This window comes from Thermodesulfobacterium sp. (genome assembly GCF_030445475.1).
Lineage (GTDB): Bacteria > Desulfobacterota > Thermodesulfobacteria > Thermodesulfobacteriales > Thermodesulfobacteriaceae > Thermodesulfobacterium > Thermodesulfobacterium commune.
The window spans coordinates 1-22419 of the sequence record NZ_JASUTP010000018.1 but is presented as its reverse complement, the minus strand read 5'-3'; the positions used below and the strand labels follow the sequence as shown (position 1 = coordinate 22419).

Genomic DNA, 22419 nt, shown 5'->3' with positions numbered 1-22419 from the left:
ATGAACGTAGAAAACGTGTTTTTTACCGAAGATATCATAAGAGCTACCTCTGGGATGTTGTTAAACGGAGACATGGGCTCGAGTTTTAGAGGGATTTCGACTGACACCAGGATTATTAAGCCAGGGTATCTCTTTTGGGCTTTAAAAGGGAAAAACTTTGACGGACATGATTTTTGGAAAGAGGCCATAGAAAAAGGGGCAAAGGGATTGGTTATTTCTCGATTTTCTTCAGGTTTTAGGTTAGAAGACTTACCTAAAACCATATCTGTTATTTTAGTAAAGGATACACTAAGTGCTTTAGGGGATTTTGCAAAATTTTGGAGAAAAAAACTGAACTGCGTGGTAGTAGCTATCACCGGTTCCTGTGGTAAAACTACCACCAAAGAACTTACCTTTGAAATCTTATCTCGATTTTTCCAGACATTCAAAAACTTAGCCAATTATAATAACCTGATAGGAGTTCCTCTTTCTATCCTTTCTATGAAAGAAGGCACTGAGGTAGGTGTTTTAGAGCTTGGGACAAATGCTCCTGGTGAGATCGCTCGCTTGTCAGAGATAGTTTTTCCTCAGGTTTCAGTGATTACCTGCGTGTATCCTGCCCATTTAGAAGGCCTGGGGTCTTTAGAAGGGATTTTAGAAGAAAAATTATCTATTTTTAAAAATACAGACCTTAACGGAAAGTTGGTTTATTTCTATGACCAAGAACCTCTAAGAGAAAAGGTAAAAGTTTTTAAACAGGAAAAAATTTCCTTTGGTTTTGAGGAAGGAGCTGATTTAAGGGCTAAAAACTTGGAGTTAGATAAAGACAAGCTTAAGGTAGAGATAGCTTTTAAAACCCATAAAAAGTCATTAATCTTACCTCAAATAGGGAAACATAATGTTTTAAATCTACTTGCAGCGATAGCTGTGGGTTTAAGCCTTAATTTAGATTTAGATTCTATCGCAGAAAAGATAGAAAAGGAAGTGCCCCTTTATCAAAGGGCTAAGTGTTATAAAAAAGGAAGGTTTTTGATAATAGACGATACTTATAACGCCAACCCTGGATCTATGAAAGCCTCTTTAGAGTGGTTACGAAGCTTCTCAGATTATCCTCAAAAGATAGTTATCTTAGGAGACATGTTAGAATTAGGGCCTGAGAGCAAGCGATATCATGAAGAGGTAGGAGATTTGGCTAAACAGGTAGCTGATCAAGCCTATTTTATAGGGGAAAATGCTAAATTTTATGCAGCTACCTTTTCTCCAAAGCCCTGTGAGGTCTTTACAACCACAGAGGAATTTTTAGAAGCTCTTAAATTTTTGAGGATTAAAGACCTATTCTTTGGAAACACAGCTATTTTAGTAAAGGGCTCAAGGGGTTTGAGGCTTGAGAGGGTGGTAGAAAGACTTTTGGAGGAACTTGAGTAATGCTTTATCAATTTTTGTACTCTTTAACCGATTATTTTTCGTTGTTTAATGTGTTTAAGTATATTACGTTTAGGATGATCTGTGGTGCGATAACCTCGTTTTTCTTAGTTTATTTTTTGATGCCACCCTTTATTCGGTTTATGAAACTCAAACAGTTTGGGCAAATAGTAAGGGAGGAAGGTCCTTCTCATCATAAAAAAAAGACAGGAACCCCTACGATGGGGGGGACTGTGGTGCTTTTTGCTATACTGGTGTGTTGTATTCTCTGGTGTAACCTTTCTAATCCTTTTGTATGGTTAGTCCTCTTGGTTACTATGGGTTTTGGTTTGGTAGGGTTTTTAGACGACTATTTAAAAATAAAAAGAAAGAAAAATTTAGGGCTTAGAGCCAGAGAAAAGATCCTTTTACAGGTTTTTTTGGTAGGTCTGTTTTATTTTATTACGTTTAAAGGGCTTGGTTTTTCATCGCAGTTGGTTTTTCCGTTTTTCAAAAACCTGATTATAGATTTAGGAATTGGTTATCTTCTGTTTAGCATGTTGGTGATTCTTGGGAGTTCTAACGCAATGAACCTTACAGATGGACTTGATGGTTTAGCCATAGTACCTTTTATAGTAGTGGCTGGAGTTTACAGCGTGTTAAGTTATGTTGTAGGTAACATAAAGTTTGCTACCTATCTTTTATTACCTTACATACCTTATGCCAGTGAATTAGCTATCGTTTGTGCCATCTTTATAGGAGCGGGATTGGGGTTTTTGTGGTATAATTCCTATCCAGCAGAGATTTTTATGGGAGACGTAGGTTCTTTAGGGTTAGGGGCAGGGTTGGGGTCTATCGCTATTTTAGTAAAACAGGAATTTTTGTTGGTGATAGCTGGAGCTCTTTTTGTGATGGAGGCGCTTTCTGTGATGTTGCAAGTGGCTTATTTTAAGCTTACCCATGGAAAAAGGATTTTTAAGATGGCACCGTTACATCATCATTTTGAACTTTTAGGTTGGCCAGAGAATAAAGTAGTGGTAAGGTTTTGGATTATCTCGTTGATTTTTGGGCTTATAGCTTTAAGTACTTTAAAAATTAGGTAGGTGAAAGATAATGGAAATCTCAGGAAAAAAGGTAGTAGTTATCGGTTTTGGAAAAAGTGGACAGGCTGCTACTAAACTTTTACTCAAAAAAGGGGCTAAGGTTTTGGTTTCTGAGACCAACCCCAGAGAAAAATTTGACCCCTCTTTGATTTCTAAATTTGAAACCCAAGGGGTGGAGTTTAAGTTTGGAGGTCATGAAATAGAAGATTTTTTGAAATCCGATTTAGTAGTCGTAAGTCCAGGGGTTCCAAGAGAGGTCTATCAGGAATGTTTGAAAAAAGATATTCCGGTGTTAGGTGAGCTTGAACTTGCCTGGCAGTTTTTAAGAAATAAAGAGCAAGTTATAGCTATTACCGGTACCAACGGGAAAACTACTACTACCGCTATGGTTTCTGACCTTTTAAAGCTTTCAGGATATAAGGTGTTTACCGGCGGAAATTATGGTATCCCCCTTTCAGAACTGGTTTATCGTGAAACCGAGGTAGACAAAATCGTACTTGAGGTATCCAGCTTTCAGTTGGAAACCATAGAGACGTTTAAACCAAAGGTAGGAATTTTGCTTAACATTACCCCCGACCACTTAGAGAGATATGAATCAGAAAAAGAGTATGCCTATTACAAGTATAGGCTTTTTGAAAATCAAACCTCTCAAGACTATAGCATCCTTCCTTTAAACGAACCTTGGTTTTCTCATTTTCAGGACTTGGTGAAGGGGAAGGTCTGCTTTTTTTCTGAAAAAGAAGAAAAGACAGCTCAAGTTTATTTGAAAGATGAAAACCAATTTGTATTAAGGATAGGGGATAAAGAAGAGGTATATTCTTTTAAGGGTTTTAAGTTATTGGGTTTACATAATAAGTTAAACTATATAGTTGCAAGTTTAGGAGCACGTCTTATGGGGGCCTCTCCTTCAAGTGTTGAAAGACTGATAACGGAGTTTAAGGGGTTCCCCCACAGGATAGAGTATGTAACCTCTTTGGGAGGGGTGATTTTTATCAACGATTCTAAGGCCACAAACGTAGATGCCACTTTACAGGCTTTAAAAGGGCTTGAGGGTAGATTTATCCTTATCATGGGAGGAAGACATAAAGGAGCCTCTTATAGTCCTCTAATTCCTTATATTAAACAAAAGGTTAAGGCTTTGGTGTTGATGGGAGAGGCAAGGTATGTGATAGCTGAAGAGTTAGGCCAGGTAGTGGAAACCTATCTTGTCGAAAACTTAGCGCAGGCTGTAGCCATTGCTTTAAAATTAGCTGAACCTGGAGATTGTGTGCTATTGTCTCCTGCTTGTTCCAGTTTTGATCAGTTTAAAAACTATGAAGAAAGAGGAGAGGTTTTTAGAGACTTGGTTTTTAAATATGCCCCTCTTTTTCTTAAAGGTAATGAAATAGACGAGGTATACCATTGAGGTGGTTGATTGTAGGCGGAGGAACAGGAGGACATCTTTTCCCAGGGATAGCGGTTGCAGAAGAATTGCAGAGGTTGGGTAAAGAGATTTGTTTTGTTTCTGGCAAAAGAAAGATAGAAAAGACCATACTTAAAAATAGGCCTTTTAAAGTTTATGAACTTGACGTAGAAGGATTTTTAGGAAGGTCGATGTTAGATAAGTTTAGGGCTGGGTTAAAGATGGTAAAAGGGATATTTCAGTCTTACCGGTTAATAAACCATCTTAATCCAGATATTATTTTTGCTACCGGGGGGTATATTTCTTTCCCTGTGGTGATCGCAGGAAAAATAAAAAACAAGATTACTGCCCTTCATGAGCAAAACGTAGAGCCTGGACTGGCTAATAAAATACTTTCTTACCTGGTAGACAGGGTTTTTATAAGTATCCCAGGTAGCGAAAAGTCTTTCCCTAAGGGAAAGGTAGTTTTTTCAGGAAATCCTGTCAGAAAGTCTATCTTGACAAAAAGGCCTAAGGAACATACAGGTTTAGGGTTGTTGATTTTAGGAGGTAGTTTAGGGGCGAGGTTTATTAACGAGTTAGCCTTAGAAATTATGCCTAAACTGCTGATCCAGTTTAAAGATTTATTCGTTTTTCATCAAACAGGGATGGAGGAATACGAAAAGGTTAAAAATGCTTACGATAAAACAATACCTAAGGATTGGCAAGAAAGGGTTAGGGTTTTTCCGTTTATAGAGGATATGGGTTGGGCATATTCTCAGGCAGACCTGTTTTTAGGAAGGGCTGGGGCTACCACCTTGGCTGAGCTTTTTGCCGTGGGATTGCCAGCTGTTTTTATTCCTTTCCCTTATGCTACCCGAGACCATCAAAAGAAGAATGCCTTGAGGGTGGCTGAAAAAGGAGGGGCGGTGGTTGTAGACCAAAAAGAGGCGACCCCAGATAAAGTTTTACAGGTTTTGAAGAATTTGCTTAACGATAGGAAAAAACTACAGGAGATGGCTGAAGCTATGAAAAGTTTTTTTGTCCCTTCTTCAGAAAAGATCATCATCGAGGAGCTTGAGAGGTTGGCTAATGTTTAAGGTTTTTGGTCATAAAGATGGGCCTAAAAGGATACATTTTATAGGGATAGGCGGCGTAGGAATGAGCAGCTTAGCTATGGTTTTGCACTCTTTGGGACATAAGGTCAGTGGTTGCGACCTTAACAAAAGTAAATATACCGAAATGTTAGAGAAACAAGGGATAAAAGTTTATTACCAACACCATGAAGACCACCTTAAAAAGGTAGATATAGTGGTTTATTCCTCGGCGATTTCTCAGGACAATCCAGAGCTTTCTAAGGCTAAAGAAATGGGAATTTGGGTTATTCCTCGGGCCCAGATGTTGGCAGAGGTGATGAACCTTTATCCAAAAAGTATTGTGGTAGCAGGTTCTCATGGTAAAACTACGACTACCTCTATGATAGCAGAAATGTTGCTTAAACTGGATAAAAGCCCTACGGTCATAGTGGGAGGGATCATATCTAACATCAAAACCCATTCTGTTTTAGGTAAGGGAGATTATTTGGTGGCTGAAGCTGATGAGAGTGACGGTTCCTTTTTATGTTATAACCCTTACATAGAGGTAATCACCAACATCGACGTAGAACATTTGGATTTTTATGCAGACTTCAACGCTATCAAAAAGGCTTTTATCAATTTTATAAAAAAATGTTCTCCTGAGGGACGGGTTATAATCTGTGGAGACGATCCAGGGGTAAAAGAGGTACTTAGAGAGATTGCAGGACCTTTTTTACTATATGGTTTTTCGTCAGGAAATCAGTTGAGGGCAGAGGTTATAGAAGAGGACGAAGGTTATCCTTTAGTAAAGCTTGTGTTTCAGGAAAAGTTTTTAGGACAGATGAGACTTTCTATCCCTGGTAAACATAATGTGTGTAATGCGTTAGCTGCTATAGGGGTAGCTTTAGAGCTTGGTCTTCCGATTAAACAGGTGATAGAAATTTTACAAGAGTTTAAAGGAGCAGGAAGAAGGCTTGAGTTTAAAGGTGTTTGGAAAGGAGCAGTCCTGATAGATGACTATGCGCATCATCCTACCGAAATCAAAGCTTCTCTTGAAGCCTTAAGAAAGGTTTATAAAGATAAAAAGCTTGTGCTTATTTTTCAACCCCACCGTTATACCAGGACTAAGTTTTTATGGGATAAGTTTTTGTTAGCCTTAAAAGAACCTGATATTTTGGTTTTAACTGAGATTTATCCTGCAAGTGAAAAACCTATACCTGGGATTTCAGGTTATATCCTTTTTGAAAACCTAAAAAATCTTAGAGGAGGAAAACCTACCTTTTTTGTAGAAAACTTAGATAACATAAAAGAGCTTCTTGAAGATATATTAGATGAAAACCAGGTTGTTATTACTATGGGAGCAGGGAACGTTTATAAAATCCACAAATTACTCTTAGAAAAAGATGAGGCAAGAAATTAGAGAATTTTTAGAAGAAAACAAAATTTTCTATTTAGAAAACGAGCCGTTGGCTTCCTATACTACCATAAAGATAGGTGGACCTTGCGATCTTTTGGTTTTTCCCAAAGAAAAGGAGGTTTTAGTAAAACTACTAGAGTTTTTGGAAAATACAGGGACACCTTTTTATATTTTGGGTGGAGGAAGTAATCTTTTGGTTGCAGACGAAGGGTTTAAAGGGGTGGTGATTAGTTTAAAAAGATTAAAAGGGATTGAGGTTTTAAGTGAGGGAAAAGACGAGGTAGTTTTGAAGGTCAAAGCTGGAACAGGGGTTAATGAGCTTATAAGTTTATGTCTTAAAAAGGGTTTTTCTGGTATGGAGTTTTTAGCAGGAGTTCCTGCAACCATAGGTGGGACAGTTAGGATGAACGCAGGGGCCTTTGGAAGAAGTATTTCTCAGGTAGTAAAAAAAGTCCTACTTTACCATAAGGGGGATTTAGTCTATTGTGAAGTTAGTGAGGAGGACTGGAGTTATAGAAGGTTTAAAAAAGAGGGGGTTATTTTAGAAGCAGACCTTAAGCTTGAAAAGAGTGAAAAAGAGGTGGTAAAAAGAAAAGTTCTGGAGGTTTTAAACAAAAGAAGACTTACCCAACCGATTTCTAAAAGGACCTTTGGGTCGGTGTTTAAGAACCCTCCTTGTTATTATGCCGGTCAGTTGATAGAGGCCTGTGGTTTGAAAGGGTATAAGGTAGGAGAAGCCGAGATATCTAAAAAACATGCGAATTTTATCGTAAATCTGGGTAGAGCCAAGGCTAAAGAGGTTTTAGAATTGATGAAGTTGGCTCAAAAAAAGGTGTGGGAAAAGTTTAGGGTAAAGTTAGACCCTGAGGTAAAGTTTTTGGGAGTAAAAGATGAAGAGATTTTTTAGTTTGCTAAAAAGACCTGTTTTCTGGGGGGGTATAAGTTTTTTAGTTTTGGTAGGGCTGGTGGTTTATTTACTTTATTTTACAGATCTTTTTGTTTTAAAAGAGATTAAAGTTAGCCCTACCAAAAGGGTAAGTAAAGATGAAATAATTAAGCTTACAGGACTTAAAGGGGGGGAGCGTTTTTTTGCTATCTCACTAAAAGATTTAAGAAAGCAGATACTGGCTAACAAAAACATAGAAGAGGTAACGATTGTTAGGCGTTTACCTGGTACTTTAGAATTGGTGATCAAGGAAAGAGAACCCTTGGCTATCATAGTAAAAGATAATAAAGGGTTTTTAATAGATAAAAAAGGCGTGATTATGGAAGGCATTTTACCAGAAGATTATTTCTTTTACCCTGTTTTAGAGTTAAAAAGCGAGGTATCGAAAGATAAATTTTTTGAATTTCTTTCTTGGTTAAAAAACAACAAGAACTATTTGCCGGTTTATGAAAACATTGCTAAAATTGTATTGGAAGACAACAAGATGATTATGGTTACCAAAAATCATATTAAGATTTATTTCCCTTTGGTTTCGGAAAAAGATTGGGTTTATTTTTATAAGAACCTCGACAAGATAATGGCCTATCTTTACGAAAATGGACAGACAGAAAAAGTAGACTTGATTCGGTTAGACTATCCTTTAGGGCAAGCTTTAATCAAATTCAGGGAGTGATAAGATGGGTAAAGAAAAAGGAATTTTGGTGGTAGATGTAGGGACTACCAAAGTATGTGCTTTAATAGGAGAAGAGAGAGAAGGAGAACTTTGGGTTACCGGAATCGGCGTAGCCCCTTCTCAAGGATTAAAAAAAGGCATGGTTTTAAACATCGATGAAGCAACACAGAGTATCAAAAATGCTATCGAAAAGGCTTTATCTCAGGCCAAAATAGGCATAGGAAGTATTTATGTGAGTATAGCTGGGCCTCATATCAGAACTATTTCTGGGATGGGTGTGGTAGCTTTAAGACAAAAGTGTGTTACAGAAGAGGATGTAGAGGAGGTCCTTAGGTCAGCTCAGAATTTAAATCTCCCCCCTGAAACAGAGATTTTGCATGTTATCCCTCAGGAGTATATTTTAGACCAGCAAGGAGGGATTTTACAGCCTGTTGGGATGACAGGGGTAAGGTTAGAGGCTCATGTAAAACTTATAGTTTGTAATCGTTCTGCTTTGCAGAACCTACTTAGATGTTTTGAAAATCTCAATTTAGATGTAGATGGCGTTATTTTCCAGGGACTTGCTTCAGCTGAAGCAGTTTTGACTCCTGAAGAAAAGGAATTGGGGGTAGTGCTTTTAGACTTTGGCGGTGGAACTACAGATGTAGTGATTTACTGGGATAACGTTTTAAGAGGGGTGTTTTCTATTCAAGTAGGGGGGGAACACTTAACCAACGACTTAGCGGTTGGGCTGAGAACTTCGAGAAAAGAAGCAGAAAGGCTTAAGATAGAAAAAGGGGTTTGTTTAAGAGAACTTGTGGAGGAAGAGGAGATCTTAGAGGTAACAGGTATCGGTAATCGCCCCCCAAGAAAAGTAAGTAAAAAGTTTTTGGCAGAGATTTTAGAACCTAGGGTTAAAGAGCTTTTTGAGTTGATAGAAAATGAGCTTCGAAAAGAGGTTTTAAGTCAGTTTAAAGGTTTTGATTTTAAGTCTAAGATAGGAAGTGGAATGGTAATTACTGGAGGTTCTTCCCTTATACCTGGTTTGGTCTATTTAGCAGACCAGATGTTTGATTTGCCTGCTCGTGTAGGTTATCCTGTAAGACTTTATGGTCTCACTGAAGAGGTCTATCATCCTCAGTTTTCTACCGCGGTAGGTATGTTGCTTTATGCATACAAGTATGGAGAAAGGTCCGAGGGTAAAGAGGAAAGAGAAGGTATTTTACAAAAGATAAAACAAGGTATAAAAAAATTTTTAAAAGGAGGCTAAGATATGAGCATCCCTTTTGAGTTGATAGAAGAAGAAATTAAGTTACAACCTAACATCAAGGTAATAGGCGTAGGAGGTGCTGGAGGAAACGCAGTTGCTAATATGATTAGAAATAAACTTTCAGGGGTAGAGTTTGTAGTAGCTAATACAGATTACAAGGTGCTTGAGCTGAATCCAGCTCCTATAAAGATTCAGTTGGGGAAAAAACTTACCAATGGAATGGGCGCAGGTGGAAAACCAGAAATAGGTAAAAGGGCCGCAGAAGAAAGCGAAAAAGAGATCCGAGATGTTTTGAAAGATGCAGATATGGTGTTTATTGCAGCAGGTATGGGAGGAGGTACGGGAACTGGTGCAGCTCCGGTGATAGCTAATATATGTAAAGAGCTTGGAATTCTTACTGTAGCAGTAGTAACCAAACCCTTTTCTTTTGAAGGAAGGCATAGGATTAAAATAGCTGAGGAGGGGTTGGCAGAACTTTCTCAGTTTGTAGATACTTTAATTACCATTCCAAACGATCGGTTGCTTACCCTTGGTTCTCCCCATGAAAGATTGGCAGAGATGTTTAAAAAAGCCGATGATGTATTATATTATGCAGTAAGAGGTATTTCTGACCTTATTCTTTCTCCAGGTTATATAAACCTTGATTTTGCAGACGTTAAGGCGGTGATGAGTGATAGCGGAGGTATGGCTTTGATGGGTATGGGTGAAGCCGCAGGAGAGGGTAGGGCAGAAATAGCTACCCAGATGGCAGTCTACAGCCCTCTTTTAGAAGACGTTTCTATTTCAAGGGCTAAAGGGGTGTTACTTAACATAAGCGTTAACCCTGAAAATTTTACCATCCATGAAACTCAAATAATAACCAGTATGATTTCAAAGGAGATCCATCCAGATGCTAAGGTATATTTAGGTGTAGTCTTTGATGAATCTTTAGGAGAGGTTTTAAGGGTTACGGTGATTGCTACAGGGCTTGAATCTACTAAAAAGGAAGAGAAAAACGGGAAGGTTGTTAACATAGAAGAAGGGGTAAAAAGAAGAGAAGAGAGAGAAAAAGTTGCCAAATTAGAAGAAGATTCTTTAGAAGATACTGATGTGCTTGATATCCCGACATTTCTTAGAAGAAACGCAGACTAAAAAGAGAAGTTTCTAAGAGGTGAGGGTATGAGAGAGATAGCTACCTTTGAAGATCCTGTAAAAAAACAACCCCTTACCTTGGCTGTCTTTGGAATAGAAGAAGTTCATAGACCACCTTTTCAACGCGACCTTTCAGAAAGCTTAAAGAAACATTTAGAGCTAGCTATAGAAAAATTGGGTTTTTTAACTCCCATCGTGGTGGTGCATAAAGATGGAAAATATTATGTAGTAGATGGTCAACATCGTTTGGAGGCTATGCGGGATATAGGGGCAAGAGAAATAGTGGGGATAATTGTAGATGAAAGTTTGTATCATCATATCTTAGAGTTTAACACCGAGAAACCACCAAACGTTAAAGAAAAGTCTAAGCAAGCATATAGACTGTACCAGGAACTTTTAAAAGAAGATGAGAATCTGATAGAAGAAGAGTTGTTTACCTATTTTAAAGACCCTATGTATATTACCTTTGGTTTTGCGATAGAAGAGTTTGACCCTAAGTTTCCTGCAAGTTTTTATGAAAGTTTTGTATCTAAAATAGACGAGTTTTTAAGAAAACCTCTAAAAGAGGCGGTAGAAGAGAGAAGAAGAAGAGCTCAAGCTTTGATAGATTTAAATCAGGTGGTTAACCAAAAATATGCTGAATTTGGGTGGGATAATGCCCTTCTTAAAGGAGAGATTGTCCGTAAAGCGGTACAAAAGGCTTTTGGTGTAAGAGTGAGAACCATAGAAGAAGAATTTTATGCTGCCATAGATAGGGTTAAACAGGCCTGTGAAAGCCTTACCTTACAAGATTTCGGAGAGGTAGAGTAATGGAATTAGAATATCCTGTAGATTTTAAACCTATTTTAAGGTATGTAGATGTAATACCTGCTGAGCAAGAAGGCCAACCTGTTTTTCTACTAAGAGACCCTTTAGGGTTTATAGATGAACTGGTGGTAGTGCCTCAGTATCTTGCTTTTTTACTTGCTTTGATGAACGGACAAAACGACTTAAGAGACCTTCAGTCTGAGGCTACTAAACAGTTTGGTCAAATAATCCCTTTGGAAGAAATAGTTAAAATAGTTAAGTTTTTGGATGAAAAAGGGCTTTTGTGGTCTAAAACTTTTGAAGAAATCAAAGAAAAGGCCTATTCCAGATGGTTTTCTTATCCTTTTAGGGCTATGGCACATGCTAATTCTGCCTATCCTTTGTCTGCGGCAGAGGCTAAGTTTTTTATAGAAGACATTTTAAAACTTGGGTCTTCTGAGGATGGTAAACCACCTAAGGTTTTGATAGCTCCTCATATTGATATAAAAGCAGCTCCTAAGTCTTATGCAGAAAGTTATAGCAGGTTTAAAATACCACCTGGCTCGAGGGTAATTATTTTAGGGGTGGGACATCACTTAGACCTTCCTTTTTCCGTGCTTACTAAAGACGTGGCCACCCCTTTTGGTCTGATCAAAAACGATAGAGGAGGGTTGTTTTTCTTAAGAACTTCTAAAAAATTAGAGGTATTTCCAGACCATATAGCTCACCGTTTAGAACACTCTATAGAGTTTCAAGCTCTATTTTTACATTATCTCCTAAAAGACCAGTTTATGGTTTTACCTGTGTTGGTAGGTCCTATGCCTACTCTTTTTGAAAATCCAGAGTTAACAGAAAAGTTTGCTGAAGGATTAGCTCAGCTTATGGAGGATGGGAAGACCTACTTAGTCTTAGGGATAGATTTTTGTCATCTTGGTTTAAGATATGGAGACCCCTTTGAAGTCTCTGAAGAACATGCTAAGCAAGCTTTAAAAAACGATGAAACCCTTTTAAACCTTGTTTTCAATGGGACCAAAGACGAGTTCTTAGAAAAAGCCAAACAGTCTCTACCTTTAAAGGTATGCGGTCTTTCTACTCTGTATCTTACTAAACTGATTATGGACAAGTTAAGGGCCAAAGGTGAGTTAAAGTTATATCATCAAGAGTTTGTTCCCTTTGGACAAGGCTCAGCGGTATCGGTAGCTTCTGCAGGTTATTATGTAGTTTAAAAAATAATTAATTTTCTAACTGTCTAAAAAGATTGTTTATTTTTGCGTAATCCTTGATTCCAGGGGAAATTTCTACTCCAGATGAGAGGTCGATAGCATAGGGACTTACGGTTAAAATAGCTTGTTTTACATTTTCTGGGGTTATTCCTCCTGCTAAAAAGACTTTATAGCCATGGTCTACCAACACCTTGGCTAAACTCCAGTTAAAGGTTTTTCCTGTGCCCCCTGGTACACCCTTTACAAACGTATCCGTAAGGATCGCATAAGCCTTTTCCCAGGGGGCAATAAGGTCTAACTCTACCTTATCTTTTATTCTAAAAGCCTTGATAACACGGGAAAGACCAATTTTTTTAGCAAACTCAACGGTTTCTTCCCCGTGAAGTTGAATTAAATCAATACCTGTGTCTAAAACTGCCTTTGCTTCTTCATAGGTTGGATTAACCAATACTGCAACCTTTTGGATATCTTCTCTTACATAACCTAAGAGGTGTTTCAGGTTTTCTCCCACATACCTTGGAGATCGAGGGTATAACACAAAACCTACATAATCTACAGGAAATCGGTTTAAAAACAGTATATCTTCTCTGCGGGTTAACCCACAGATTTTTATCTTGGTTTTTAAGGCCATTAGAGGTTTATTTTACAGGGGGCCTATCAAAATAGATGTTTTTCCCCTTTACACTTAAGGGTATTCCCATGATTACGGTGCCTTTTATCAAGTTTAACCGTTTGGCTGCAACTCCTACCGTATACATGATCCTGTTGTCCACACAAAGGTCTTTAGCCTTGGCTACAGCAGACCCTAAGGCAATGCCCATGTCTAAAAGCTTTATTCCACATACAGGTCCGTCAAAATCAAGCGAGCTTTTTTCCTGTTTTACCAGCTCTTCACACCTAAAACCACATATACCACAATCTAACCCTAAGGGTTTGTTAAAATTAAGGGAGATAAGGATAACTGCATCAGAATTTCTGACGTTATCTGCATCTCTTTTAAAAAATTTAAAAGCTGCGCCCTTTTCTTCAGCGATTTTTTCCATCTCTTGAGCAAGTTTTTCTCTTTCCTCAGGATCAGTAATCAAACCAAAAACCAAATCATCTACCCCTTTGGCTTTAGGAGCAGTCCTTGCTGCAACTAATATTTGTTTAGCTAACTCCTCTACAATTTCCAATTCTGGATTGACCTTCATAGCTACCCCCCTTATAGGATGATGGTTATAAAAACCCATGTTGTTTTAGAAATTCTAACGAAAGCTGCGATTTTTTTTCTTGCTGGTTTAGGTAAGGAGAAAGCCATTTATGTACCATCTTGGCTATCATGTCTATTTCTATGTTGACTAAATCTCCAGGCTTCAGGTATTTCAAGGTGGTTACCTGGTAGGTATGAGGGATGATCATAAGTTCAAAGGAGTTTTCTTTTACCTTGTTTATGGTAAGACTTATTCCGTCTACGGCAATAGATCCTTTTTCAACTAAATAAACTGCTAAAGCCTCAGGTATTTCGATTAAAATTTGATAAAAATCACCTAAAGGATTGATGTTTAATACCTTCCCTATTCCGTCTATGTGCCCAGAAACAAGGTGTCCTCCTAACCTGTCGCCTACTTTTAAGGCTCTCTCAAGGTTGACCCAATCACCCTGTTTTTTGTATTTAAAGGTGGTCCTGTTTAGAGTTTCTGGAGAAATATGGGCTTTAAAGGTTTTGGGTTTTACCTCTATAGCCGTTAAACAAACGCCGTTTACTGCAATACTATCACCGATTTTAGTGTCTTCCAACATAAAAGAAGTTTGCACTTCTATAATTAACCCCCCCTTCTCCGGGAGAAGGGAGATAATCCTACCTTCTCCTTCTATCAGTCCTGTAAACAAGACTTAGGTCCCTTCCTCCCAAGAGGTAAGATATTTTTGTTGTTCCGGAGTAAGGGTGTCTATTTTAATTCCCATGGCTGCAAGCTTTAACTTAGCCACCTTTTTGTCTATTTCTTCTGGGACGGAATAAACAGTCTTTTGTAGCGTTTTATGATTCTTTACTATATATTCCACACATAAAGCCTGGTTTGCAAAACTCATATCCATAACCCCAGAAGGATGCCCCTCTGCAGCGGCTAAATTGACCAGTCTTCCCTGAGACAGCACGTAGATTTTTTTGCCGTTCTTTAAAGTATATTCCTCTACCTCTTTTCTGATGGTTCTTACCTGGGTAGAAATTTCTCTTAGGGACTTAAGGTCTATTTCTACATCAAAATGTCCGGAGTTACAGACGATAGCACCATCCTTCATCTTTAAAAAGTGCTCTTTTCTGATGACTGATTTGTTACCGGTGACTGTGCAGAAAAAGTCTCCTATTTCAGCGGCTTCATCTAAGGGCATTACCAGATAACCCTCCATCACCGCTTCTAAGGCTTTTAGAGGGTCTACTTCTGTAACCACCACCCTTGCCCCCATTCCTCTAGCTCTCATCGCAAGACCTTTCCCGCACCAACCGAAACCACAAACCACAAACACCGAACCGGCAAGTAACCGATTAGTAGCCCTCAAGATGCCGTCAAGGGTTGACTGCCCTGTGCCATAACGGTTGTCAAAAAGATGTTTGGTTAAGGCATCGTTTACCGCGATGATAGGATATTTAAGAAGTCCTTCCTTAGCCATTGCTTTAAGCCTGATAACTCCAGTTGTAGTTTCTTCTGTTCCTCCCCAAACTTTTTCAGCCTGCTCTGGTCTTTCTTTGTGAAGGGTACTTACTAAGTCTGCTCCGTCATCTATGGTGATTTGTGGTTTTTGGTCAAGCACAGCGTTTATATGAGAATAATAAGTGTCTCTGTCTTCTCCTCTAATAGCAAAAACAGGGATGTCAAAATATTTTACCAAGGCTGCAGCTACTTCATCTTTAGTAGAAAGAGGATTAGAGGCACATAAAAATACCTCAGCTCCTCCTTCTTTTAGAGTCCTTACAAGGTTGGCTGTTTCAGTGGTCACATGTAAACAAGCACCTATTTTTATCCCAGCTAAAGGTTTTTCTTTAGCAAAATGTTCCCTTATTTGTCTTAAAACAGGCATATCCATTTCAGCCCATTCTATCAACTTTAAACCTTCATCAGCTAAACTTAGATCTTTAACATGATATTCCATCGATTTGAAACCCTCCTTACAACGTTCTATTTATCAAAACCAGCAAGTTCTTTAATCTTTTCTACCATGTCCAATTTTTCCCAGGTAAACTCTGGTTCATTTCTGCCAAAATGTCCATAACAGGCAGTTTTTCTGAAAATAGGTCTTCTTAAGTTGAGATACTCTATCATGTGCTTAGGTCTAAAGTTAAACAGTTTGTTGATAATATCTAATATTTTTTCTACAGGAATAGTTTCGGTGCCATAGGTATTAACATTGATGGCTAAAGGTTCTGGTACTCCTATAGCATAAGCTACTTGTACTTCAAGCTCTTTAGCCACTCCAGCAGCAACCAGGTTTTTAGCCACATATCTTGCATAATAAGAAGGGGTTCTATCTACCTTTGTGGGGTCTTTCCCAGAAAAGGCACCACCTCCGTGATGTCCCCTTCCTCCGTAGGTATCCACAATAATTTTTCTTCCAGTCATTCCACAATCAGCCAAAGGACCTCCTATTACAAACCTACCTGTCCCGTTGATGATAATCTTTGTGTCTGGTTTTAAATGTTCAGGGGCGATGACTTTTTTGATTACTTCTTCCATGATGGCTTCTCTTAATTCTTTAAGAGTAACTGTTGGGTCGTGTTGGGCTGCTATTACTATAGTATGAACGTCCACTGGTTTTCTCATCTCATAACGTATAGTTACTTGGGTTTTACCATCTGGTCTTAAGAAAGGAAGGATGCCTTTTTTTCTAACCTCAGCAAGTCTCATGGCTAATTTATGGGCATACCAGATAGGCATAGGCATAAAATCAGGAGTTTCATCGCAAGCATACCCAAACATAAGACCTTGGTCTCCAGCTCCTATCTCTCCGTCCCGATCAATCCCCATAGCTATATCTGGACTTTGTCTATCTATACTGATAAGAACCGCACAGGTCTGATAGTCAAATCCTAGATCAGAATGGTTATAACCGATTTCCTTTACTACTCCACGGGCGATGGTAGGATAGTCTATGCGGGCCTCTGTAGTAATCTCACCAGCTATAAGGATCATTCCTGTATTAACCAAGGTTTCACAAGCTACCCTGGCATAAGGGTCTTTTTCTAAGATGGCATCTAAGATGGCATCAGAAATCTGATCTGCTACCTTGTCCGGATGTCCCTCTGTAACTGATTCTGAGGTAAATAAAAAATTTTGTACAAGCATAGTAAGACCTCCTCATAGATTGTTAACTTTTCACAAAAATTTACTATAACTTTAAAATAAAGCAAGAACAAGGAAAATTTTTTTGATTTTTATTGAAAATTGCTAAAAAACTTCTAAAATAGAACCTTTAAAGATGGAAAGGGTTTAAAAGTTCAGACGAGGTGATAAGATGAAAGGTTTTGAGGTTAGACAAAGGTTTTTGCAGTTTTTTAAAGAAAGAGGTCATGAGGTTGTTCCTAGCTCTCCTTTGATCCCAGTAGACGACCCAACTCTTCTTTTTACTAACGCAGGGATGGTTCAGTTTAAAAAGGTCTTTTTAGGAGAAGAAACCAGGCCTTATAAAAGGGCTACTTCTTGTCAAAAATGTATGAGGGCAGGTGGTAAGCATAACGACCTTGAAAACGTAGGATATACCGCAAGGCATCATACTTTTTTTGAAATGCTCGGTAACTTTTCCTTTGGAGATTATTTTAAAGAAGAAGCCATTTCTTATGCCTGGGAATTTATTACTCAGGTTTTAGGACTGCCTAAAGAAAGAATCTATGTAACTGTATACAAAGAGGATGATGAAGCCGCCCAGTTATGGAAAAAGATAGCAGGGCTTTCTGAAGAAAGAATCGTAAGACTTGGAGAAAAAGATAACTTCTGGATGATGGGAGATACAGGGCCTTGTGGTCCCTGTTCAGAAATCATTTTTGACCAAGGAGAAGGTTTTGGTTGTCAGTCTCCTCAGTGTGGCCCTGGTTGTGATTGCGATCGATTTCTCGAAATTTGGAACCTGGTTTTTATGCAATACGAAAGAAATGAAAAGGGAGAGTTAAAACCTCTTCCTAAAGGCTGTATTGATACAGGTATGGGACTTGAAAGAATAACCGCCGTTCTTCAAGGGGTTCCTTCTAACTATGATACCGACCTCTTTAAAGGAATTATTGATAAGATCTCAGAGATCACAGGCAAAGCCTTTAAAGAGAATAAAGAAACTGAAGTGGCCTTTAAGGTCATAGCAGACCACATTCGGGCTGCTACCTTTCTTTTGGCTGAAGGGATAGTTCCTTCTAACGAGGGAAGAGGATATGTGTTGAGAAGGATCATTCGTAGGGCAGAAAGGTTTGGACGCCTTTTAGGTTTAAAAGACCCTTTCCTATACCAGATTGTCCCCTCTGTGGTGGCAGAATATAAAGAGGTGTATCCTGAAGTTTTACAAGGTCAGGAATTTGCAGAAAAGGTAATCAGGGTTGAAGAAGAAAAATTTTTAGAAACCCTTGAGACAGGGCTTAACATCCTTGAAAAGGAAGTCGCTCAACTTAAAGAAAAAGGTGTCAATCTCATACCAGGCGATTTAATTTTTAAGTTGTATGATACCTATGGTTTTCCCTATGACTTGGTGAGAGACTATGCCATCGGGATGGGTTTTACCTTAGATACTGAGGGCTTTGAAAAATTAAGAGAAAAGGCAAGAGAAGAAAGCAGAAAAAGCTGGAAAGGTGCTTTAGAAAAATTGCCTGAATTTATTAAAGAAAAGGCTAAAGAAGGAGTACAAACCTTTTTTGTAGGTTATGATACGTTAGAAGCTTCAGCTAAGATATTAGGTTTAGAAAAAGAAAACGGGATTTACTATTTGATTACCAACGTTACTCCTTTTTATCCAGAAGGCGGTGGTCAAGTTTATGACCAAGGATGGGTGTTTGGTAAAGAAGGTAAAGCTCAAGTCTTAGAAGTGTATAAAGTAGGAGACCTGATCTATCATAAAGTAAAACTAATCGAAGGGATACTTAAACCAAACGAAGAAGTTCAGTTAAAGGTAGACACAGAAAGAAGAGCCCATATCGCTAAGCATCATACCGCTACTCATCTTTTACATGCAGCGTTAAGAAAGGTTTTAGGCCCCCATGTAAGGCAAGCTGGTTCGTTGGTAGAAGAAGAACGCTTGCGTTTTGACTTTACCCATTTTTTTGGTTTGACCCAAGAGGAAATAGACCAGGTAGAGGAGCTTGTCAACCGTTGGGTGTTAGAGAACTATCCTGTAGAATTTATGTGGATGAATAAAGAAGAAGCAGAAGCTATAGGAGCAATCGCTCTTTTTGAGGAAAAATACCAAGATGTGGTTAGGGTGGTTAAAATCGGTGATGTTTCTATCGAACTTTGTGGTGGGACTCATGTTAAGAACACAGGTGAGATAGGTTTAGTAAAAATTGTTTCAGAAAGTAGTGTGGCTTCAGGTATAAGAAGAATAGAAGCTGTAGCTGGTATGAAGGCCTATCAATGGGTAAAAAATCAGGAAAGACGTCTGATGAACCTTGCTCAGCTTCTTAAGACTTCTCCTAAGGAATTAGAGAAAAAAGTAGAAGCCTTACTTACACTTTTAGAAGAAAAAGAAAAGGAGCTTAAACGTCTAAAGAGTTTTGACTTGAAACAAGATTTAGAACAAAAACTTTCCGAGGTAGAAGAGGTAGGAGGTATAAAAGTATTGGTTTCCTCTTTTAAAACCGAAAAAATGGAAGACTTAAGGGAAATAGGGGATTGGTTTAAGAATAAGTTAGGTTCTTGTGTGATTTTCCTGATAGGAGAAAAGGAAAAGGGTAGTTTAGCCTTGTGTATGGTTACCAAAGACCTGGGTAATAAACATCCTGCATCTAAGTTTTTTAGAGCCTTGCAACCTCTGGGGCTTAAAGGAGGAGGAAAAGAACTTTTAGCCCAAGGAAGTTTTTCTGAAACACCAGAGGTTAGTAAAATTAAAGAAGAGATTAAAAAAGTCTTGGCTAACAGATGAAGTTTTATACCTTAGAATGGATAAAAGAGCTGTTTAAAGAGTTTGTAAAAAGTGAAAATAGTTTTTTTATCGAAGAAAAAGGTGTAGGCTTTGAGCCAAGATTCTTTTTTTGGGCGTTACTTCATATTTATAAAAAACAGAGTTTACCAGAAATATTTAAAGCCTTAAAGGTTGATTTAGAAGAGTTAGAAACTCTTTTTAATCGGCAAGAATTTGATTTTATGTTCCTAGTAGACCTATTACGTAAAGAGTTTTCCTTTTGGTTCCGAGACATCTTACTGCATAAAGATTTTCAATCACCAGACCTTTTAAGAATAGCTTGGGAGTTTTTGATGCTTGAAGAGCAACTTAGAAAACAAATCCAGATACCCCTTCTTGACCGTTTGAAAAAGCTTATCCTTGATGCAGAAGAGATTATAGAAAAAGGGTCCTCCTCAGAAACTACTTTTAATGAAAGACAGTTTTTGAGATTGTTAAGATTTTTTAACGCTGTAGAAACCTTAGAAAGTTCTTTAAGTGCAAGGCTTGTTGAAAGGGCTAAAGAGGTAGAAAATAAGTTAAACCTTGGCTTTAAAAGTGACATATCACCTCTTTCAGAGGAAGAAAAAAAGGTATTTTATCAAAACCTTATGCAAGGGCTTAAACAAATAGGAGGTTCTTTGGATGGACGTTAAACAAAAGGTAAAACTGGTGATAGAAAGACTTAAAAATTTATATCCAGACGCCAAGATAGCCCTTAAATTTGAAAATCCCTTACAACTTTTAATCTCTACCATACTTTCTGCACAGTGTACTGACGAGAGGGTAAACGAGGTAACGGCAAAACTTTTTCAAAAATACCGGACAGCAGAGGATTTTGCTAAAGCTTCGTTAGAGGAACTTGCAGAAGATATCAAAAGTACAGGTTTTTATCAGCAAAAGGCAAAATACATAAAAGAGGCTTGCCAAATCCTTGTAGAAAAGTATAATGGAGAAGTCCCTAAGACGATGGAAGCCCTTTTAGAACTACCTGGGGTTGCAAGGAAAACAGCCAACATCGTGTTGGCTAACGCTTACGGAATAGTAGAGGGCATTCCTGTTGATACTCACGTTAGAAGACTTTCTCAGAGGATTGGTTTGGTGAAAGCTAATCAGCCAGAAAAAATAGAAAAAGAGCTGATGGAAATAGTCCCTAAGGAAGAGTGGTTTATTTTCCCTTATCTTTTGCAAGCTCATGGAAGAAAGGTATGTTTAGCCAGAAAACCTAAATGTGAAGAATGTGTGATAAAGGATCTTTGCGATGCTTATACATCCAAAAATTGACCCAGTAATCTTTAAAATAGGCCCTTTTGAAGCCCGTTGGTATGGGTTGATGTATGTTATAAGTTTTTTCTGTGTGCTTTTTCTCACAAGGTATCAATTAAAAGAAAGAAACCTTACTCATCTTTATCCCTTTTTAGAAAACCTTCTTTTTTACAGTTTTTTAGGATTAATCCTCGGTGCCCGTTTAGGTTTTTGTTTTTTTTACTATCCTGATTATTTTCTAACCCATCCATGGGAGATAATAGCTATTTGGAAAGGAGGGATGTCCTTTCACGGAGGATTGATAGGTGCGTTGGTAGTAGGGTATGGTTATGTAAAGAGTAAAGGGCAGTCCTTTTTATGGTGGGCTGATTTGATAGCGGTGTGTGCTCCTATAGGGCTTTTTTGGGGGAGGATCGGTAATTTTATCAACGGAGAAATTTATGGAAAACCTACGTCCTTACCTTGGGGTATGGTTTTTCCTGAAGGAGGGTCTTTACCTCGCCATCCTGTGCAGCTTTATGAGGGGTTAGTGACCGGGCTTTTGTTGTTTCTTTTTCTCTGGAGTTTAAGAAAAAAAGAATGGGCTCCAGGGACAAAGTTTGCTATTTTTTTAATAAGCTATGGAGTCTTACGTTTCTTGTTTGAGTTTTTAAGAGAACCTGCCCAGAGTTTTGACCTTATTTTTGGTTGGATGACGATGGGACAGGTTCTTTGCTTAGGAATGATAGCCTTTGGGTTTTTACTTCTTTATTTAGTGAGGATGAGAACTTTTCAAAAGATTTTCTAAGGTTTTAGCTAAGGTTTTTACTTCTTTAAAATTAGTCTCAAAGAAAACTTGAGCCTCAGAAGAGTTTAAAGCCTTGATTAATTTTTTACACTCTCTGTAAAAAAGAGTTCTAAACCGTTTTCCATAAGGGTTATCAACCTGTATTTTGGTATATAGTTTTTCGTCTTGATAGGCTAATCTCTGCAATATTTCAAGTTGCTTTAGAAAACTTGGGGTGGCTAAAGAGACTATTTCTTCAAGGCGAAAACCTGAATGGTTTATGATGTTTCCTAACAATACCAACCAAAAGTGGTTTAATACCTGAACTAATCCCATAATCTGGTCGTGTTTTTTGGGAGAGATTTTTATTAAACTTAACCCATCTTCAGACATAACCTTGATGAACCAGTTTAAAAGATTTTTACCTCGTATCGGAAAATAGGCTATGGTTTTTCCCTTTAGCGAGGTCTCATAAGGACCAAAAAGGGGATGGGTAGCCAACACCTCAGGTTTTTTAAGCAAACTTTTCATTATTTTATAAGGCCCTAATTTAAGAGAACACACATCTAATATCCAGTGTTCTGGAGTAGTAAACTCTGCAATTTCTTCTACCACTTTCGGAAACACAGACATAGGGACAGAGATAAGGATAACTTTAGCTTCTTGCAAAAGACTTTGATTATTAAGTTGAGTATCTTTATCTGATACAAGCACATAATACCCCTTTTTTTGAAAGAACCTTGCAAAAAATTCTCCCATCTTCCCTTTTCCACCGATGATACCTATCTTAAAGTTATCTTCCATATTAATCTCCTCCTGCAATTTTTATGTTAGTTTTTGCTTAATATATGTTGCGTTGTATAGTAATAATATGGACAACAACAAAATAAAGAGGGACAAGGACTCCATAAC

At 38.1% G+C, this 22419-nt stretch carries 21 protein-coding genes; 15 read left to right on the top strand and 6 right to left on the bottom strand.

Annotation, left to right across the window (positions count from 1 at the left end; translation table 11 throughout):
* Genes murF through amrB form a run of 11 tightly spaced genes read left to right on the top strand, consistent with a single transcriptional unit; the run spans window position 1 to window position 12368 of the window.
* Window positions 1-1404, top strand: a complete 1404-nt coding sequence (gene murF / locus PWP26_RS06065; RefSeq protein ID WP_038060623.1) for a UDP-N-acetylmuramoyl-tripeptide--D-alanyl-D-alanine ligase — start codon at window positions 1-3, stop codon at window positions 1402-1404.
* Window positions 1404-2483 carry a phospho-N-acetylmuramoyl-pentapeptide-transferase gene (gene mraY / locus PWP26_RS06060; protein ID WP_301399243.1) on the top strand — a complete coding sequence of 360 codons (1080 nt, stop codon included), beginning with the start codon at window positions 1404-1406 and terminating at the stop codon, window positions 2481-2483. The genes murF and mraY overlap by 1 nt, the downstream gene beginning before the upstream one ends.
* A gap of 10 nt (window positions 2484-2493) precedes the next feature.
* Entirely contained in the window at window positions 2494-3888 is a 1395-nt protein-coding gene (gene murD / locus PWP26_RS06055; RefSeq protein WP_038060621.1) for a UDP-N-acetylmuramoyl-L-alanine--D-glutamate ligase, read from the top strand.
* Between the two features lie 5 nt (window positions 3889-3893).
* Entirely contained in the window at window positions 3894-4964 is a 1071-nt protein-coding gene (murG, locus tag PWP26_RS06050; protein ID WP_158506222.1) for an undecaprenyldiphospho-muramoylpentapeptide beta-N-acetylglucosaminyltransferase, read from the top strand.
* The gene (murC, locus tag PWP26_RS06045) at window positions 4957-6360 is read left to right on the top strand and encodes a UDP-N-acetylmuramate--L-alanine ligase (protein ID WP_038060619.1); all 1404 of its coding nucleotides are present in this window, start codon (window positions 4957-4959) and stop codon (window positions 6358-6360) included. The genes murG and murC overlap by 8 nt, the downstream gene beginning before the upstream one ends.
* Window positions 6344-7264: a UDP-N-acetylmuramate dehydrogenase gene (gene murB / locus PWP26_RS06040; RefSeq protein WP_273010563.1), complete on the top strand. Its 921-nt coding sequence runs from the start codon at window positions 6344-6346 to the stop codon at window positions 7262-7264. The genes murC and murB overlap by 17 nt, the downstream gene beginning before the upstream one ends.
* On the top strand, window positions 7248-7976 hold the full coding sequence (locus PWP26_RS06035; RefSeq protein WP_273010564.1) for a cell division protein FtsQ/DivIB: 729 nt from the start codon (window positions 7248-7250) through the stop codon (window positions 7974-7976). Before murB ends, PWP26_RS06035 begins: the two co-directional genes overlap by 17 nt.
* Window positions 7977-7980: 4 nt before the next feature.
* Window positions 7981-9225: a cell division protein FtsA gene (gene ftsA, locus PWP26_RS06030; protein WP_287568669.1), complete on the top strand. Its 1245-nt coding sequence runs from the start codon at window positions 7981-7983 to the stop codon at window positions 9223-9225.
* Window positions 9226-9228: 3 nt separating this feature from the next.
* Window positions 9229-10356, top strand: a complete 1128-nt coding sequence (ftsZ, locus tag PWP26_RS06025) for a cell division protein FtsZ (RefSeq protein WP_287568668.1) — start codon at window positions 9229-9231, stop codon at window positions 10354-10356.
* A gap of 27 nt (window positions 10357-10383) precedes the next feature.
* The gene (locus tag PWP26_RS06020; protein WP_038060613.1) at window positions 10384-11166 is read left to right on the top strand and encodes a ParB N-terminal domain-containing protein; all 783 of its coding nucleotides are present in this window, start codon (window positions 10384-10386) and stop codon (window positions 11164-11166) included.
* Entirely contained in the window at window positions 11166-12368 is a 1203-nt protein-coding gene (amrB, locus tag PWP26_RS06015; RefSeq protein ID WP_273010567.1) for an AmmeMemoRadiSam system protein B, read from the top strand. The genes PWP26_RS06020 and amrB overlap by 1 nt, the downstream gene beginning before the upstream one ends.
* 7 nt (window positions 12369-12375) lie before the next feature.
* Here the strand turns inward: amrB and PWP26_RS06010 are convergent, their stop codons facing one another.
* The 5 genes from PWP26_RS06010 to metK are packed head-to-tail and all read right to left on the bottom strand — an operon-like array spanning window position 12376 to window position 16687.
* Window positions 12376-12996 carry a phosphoribosylanthranilate isomerase gene (locus tag PWP26_RS06010; protein ID WP_038060611.1) on the bottom strand — a complete coding sequence of 207 codons (621 nt, stop codon included), beginning with the start codon at window positions 12994-12996 and terminating at the stop codon, window positions 12376-12378.
* Window positions 12997-13003: 7 nt separating this feature from the next.
* Window positions 13004-13558: a ferredoxin domain-containing protein gene (locus PWP26_RS06005; protein WP_038060776.1), complete on the bottom strand. Its 555-nt coding sequence runs from the start codon at window positions 13556-13558 to the stop codon at window positions 13004-13006.
* Between the two features lie 25 nt (window positions 13559-13583).
* Window positions 13584-14237, bottom strand: a complete 654-nt coding sequence (locus PWP26_RS06000; protein WP_038060609.1) for a riboflavin synthase — start codon at window positions 14235-14237, stop codon at window positions 13584-13586.
* Between the two features lie 3 nt (window positions 14238-14240).
* Window positions 14241-15497, bottom strand: coding sequence for an adenosylhomocysteinase (gene ahcY, locus PWP26_RS05995; RefSeq protein ID WP_038060607.1), 1257 nt, complete (start codon window positions 15495-15497; stop codon window positions 14241-14243).
* Between the two features lie 26 nt (window positions 15498-15523).
* Complete coding sequence (metK, locus tag PWP26_RS05990; RefSeq protein WP_038060605.1) at window positions 15524-16687, bottom strand: methionine adenosyltransferase; 1164 nt, start codon at window positions 16685-16687, stop codon at window positions 15524-15526.
* A 169-nt stretch (window positions 16688-16856) separates the two neighbouring features.
* Between metK and alaS the strand changes: the two genes are divergently transcribed.
* Genes alaS through lgt form a run of 4 tightly spaced genes read left to right on the top strand, consistent with a single transcriptional unit; the run spans window position 16857 to window position 21528 of the window.
* On the top strand, window positions 16857-19457 hold the full coding sequence (alaS, locus tag PWP26_RS05985) for an alanine--tRNA ligase (protein WP_038062890.1): 2601 nt from the start codon (window positions 16857-16859) through the stop codon (window positions 19455-19457).
* A complete protein-coding gene (locus tag PWP26_RS05980) occupies window positions 19454-20131 on the top strand; it encodes a hypothetical protein (protein ID WP_038062893.1) in 678 nt (225 codons plus the stop codon). Before alaS ends, PWP26_RS05980 begins: the two co-directional genes overlap by 4 nt.
* The gene (gene nth, locus PWP26_RS05975) at window positions 20121-20759 is read left to right on the top strand and encodes an endonuclease III (RefSeq protein WP_038062895.1); all 639 of its coding nucleotides are present in this window, start codon (window positions 20121-20123) and stop codon (window positions 20757-20759) included. The genes PWP26_RS05980 and nth overlap by 11 nt, the downstream gene beginning before the upstream one ends.
* The gene (lgt, locus tag PWP26_RS05970; RefSeq protein WP_038062897.1) at window positions 20737-21528 is read left to right on the top strand and encodes a prolipoprotein diacylglyceryl transferase; all 792 of its coding nucleotides are present in this window, start codon (window positions 20737-20739) and stop codon (window positions 21526-21528) included. Before nth ends, lgt begins: the two co-directional genes overlap by 23 nt.
* Here the strand turns inward: lgt and PWP26_RS05965 are convergent.
* Window positions 21493-22311 carry a prephenate dehydrogenase/arogenate dehydrogenase family protein gene (locus PWP26_RS05965; RefSeq protein WP_301399241.1) on the bottom strand — a complete coding sequence of 273 codons (819 nt, stop codon included), beginning with the start codon at window positions 22309-22311 and terminating at the stop codon, window positions 21493-21495. The two genes, lgt and PWP26_RS05965, sit on opposite strands and share 36 nt — an antisense overlap.
* Window positions 22312-22419 lie beyond the last annotated feature (108 nt).

Bases quoted from the DNA above. Each gene is read 5' to 3' on its own strand.
- alaS (WP_038062890.1), top strand. From the start codon at position 16,857: ATGAAAGGTTTTGAGGTTAGACAAAGGTTTTTGCAGTTTTTTAAAGAA.
- murD (WP_038060621.1), top strand. From the start codon at position 2,494: ATGGAAATCTCAGGAAAAAAGGTAGTAGTTATCGGTTTTGGAAAAAGT.
- nth (WP_038062895.1), top strand. From the start codon at position 20,121: ATGGACGTTAAACAAAAGGTAAAACTGGTGATAGAAAGACTTAAAAAT.
- amrB (WP_273010567.1), top strand. From the start codon at position 11,166: ATGGAATTAGAATATCCTGTAGATTTTAAACCTATTTTAAGGTATGTA.
- PWP26_RS06010 (WP_038060611.1), bottom strand. From the start codon at position 12,996: ATGGCCTTAAAAACCAAGATAAAAATCTGTGGGTTAACCCGCAGAGAA.
- mraY (WP_301399243.1), top strand. From the start codon at position 1,404: ATGCTTTATCAATTTTTGTACTCTTTAACCGATTATTTTTCGTTGTTT.
- murB (WP_273010563.1), top strand. From the start codon at position 6,344: ATGAGGCAAGAAATTAGAGAATTTTTAGAAGAAAACAAAATTTTCTAT.
- ftsA (WP_287568669.1), top strand. From the start codon at position 7,981: ATGGGTAAAGAAAAAGGAATTTTGGTGGTAGATGTAGGGACTACCAAA.
- murC (WP_038060619.1), top strand. From the start codon at position 4,957: ATGTTTAAGGTTTTTGGTCATAAAGATGGGCCTAAAAGGATACATTTT.
- lgt (WP_038062897.1), top strand. From the start codon at position 20,737: ATGCTTATACATCCAAAAATTGACCCAGTAATCTTTAAAATAGGCCCT.
- metK (WP_038060605.1), bottom strand. From the start codon at position 16,687: ATGCTTGTACAAAATTTTTTATTTACCTCAGAATCAGTTACAGAGGGA.
- PWP26_RS06020 (WP_038060613.1), top strand. From the start codon at position 10,384: ATGAGAGAGATAGCTACCTTTGAAGATCCTGTAAAAAAACAACCCCTT.
- PWP26_RS05980 (WP_038062893.1), top strand. From the start codon at position 19,454: ATGAAGTTTTATACCTTAGAATGGATAAAAGAGCTGTTTAAAGAGTTT.
- PWP26_RS06035 (WP_273010564.1), top strand. From the start codon at position 7,248: ATGAAGAGATTTTTTAGTTTGCTAAAAAGACCTGTTTTCTGGGGGGGT.
- PWP26_RS05965 (WP_301399241.1), bottom strand. From the start codon at position 22,311: ATGGAAGATAACTTTAAGATAGGTATCATCGGTGGAAAAGGGAAGATG.
- PWP26_RS06005 (WP_038060776.1), bottom strand. From the start codon at position 13,558: ATGAAGGTCAATCCAGAATTGGAAATTGTAGAGGAGTTAGCTAAACAA.
- murF (WP_038060623.1), top strand. From the start codon at position 1: ATGAACGTAGAAAACGTGTTTTTTACCGAAGATATCATAAGAGCTACC.
- ftsZ (WP_287568668.1), top strand. From the start codon at position 9,229: ATGAGCATCCCTTTTGAGTTGATAGAAGAAGAAATTAAGTTACAACCT.
- ahcY (WP_038060607.1), bottom strand. From the start codon at position 15,497: ATGGAATATCATGTTAAAGATCTAAGTTTAGCTGATGAAGGTTTAAAG.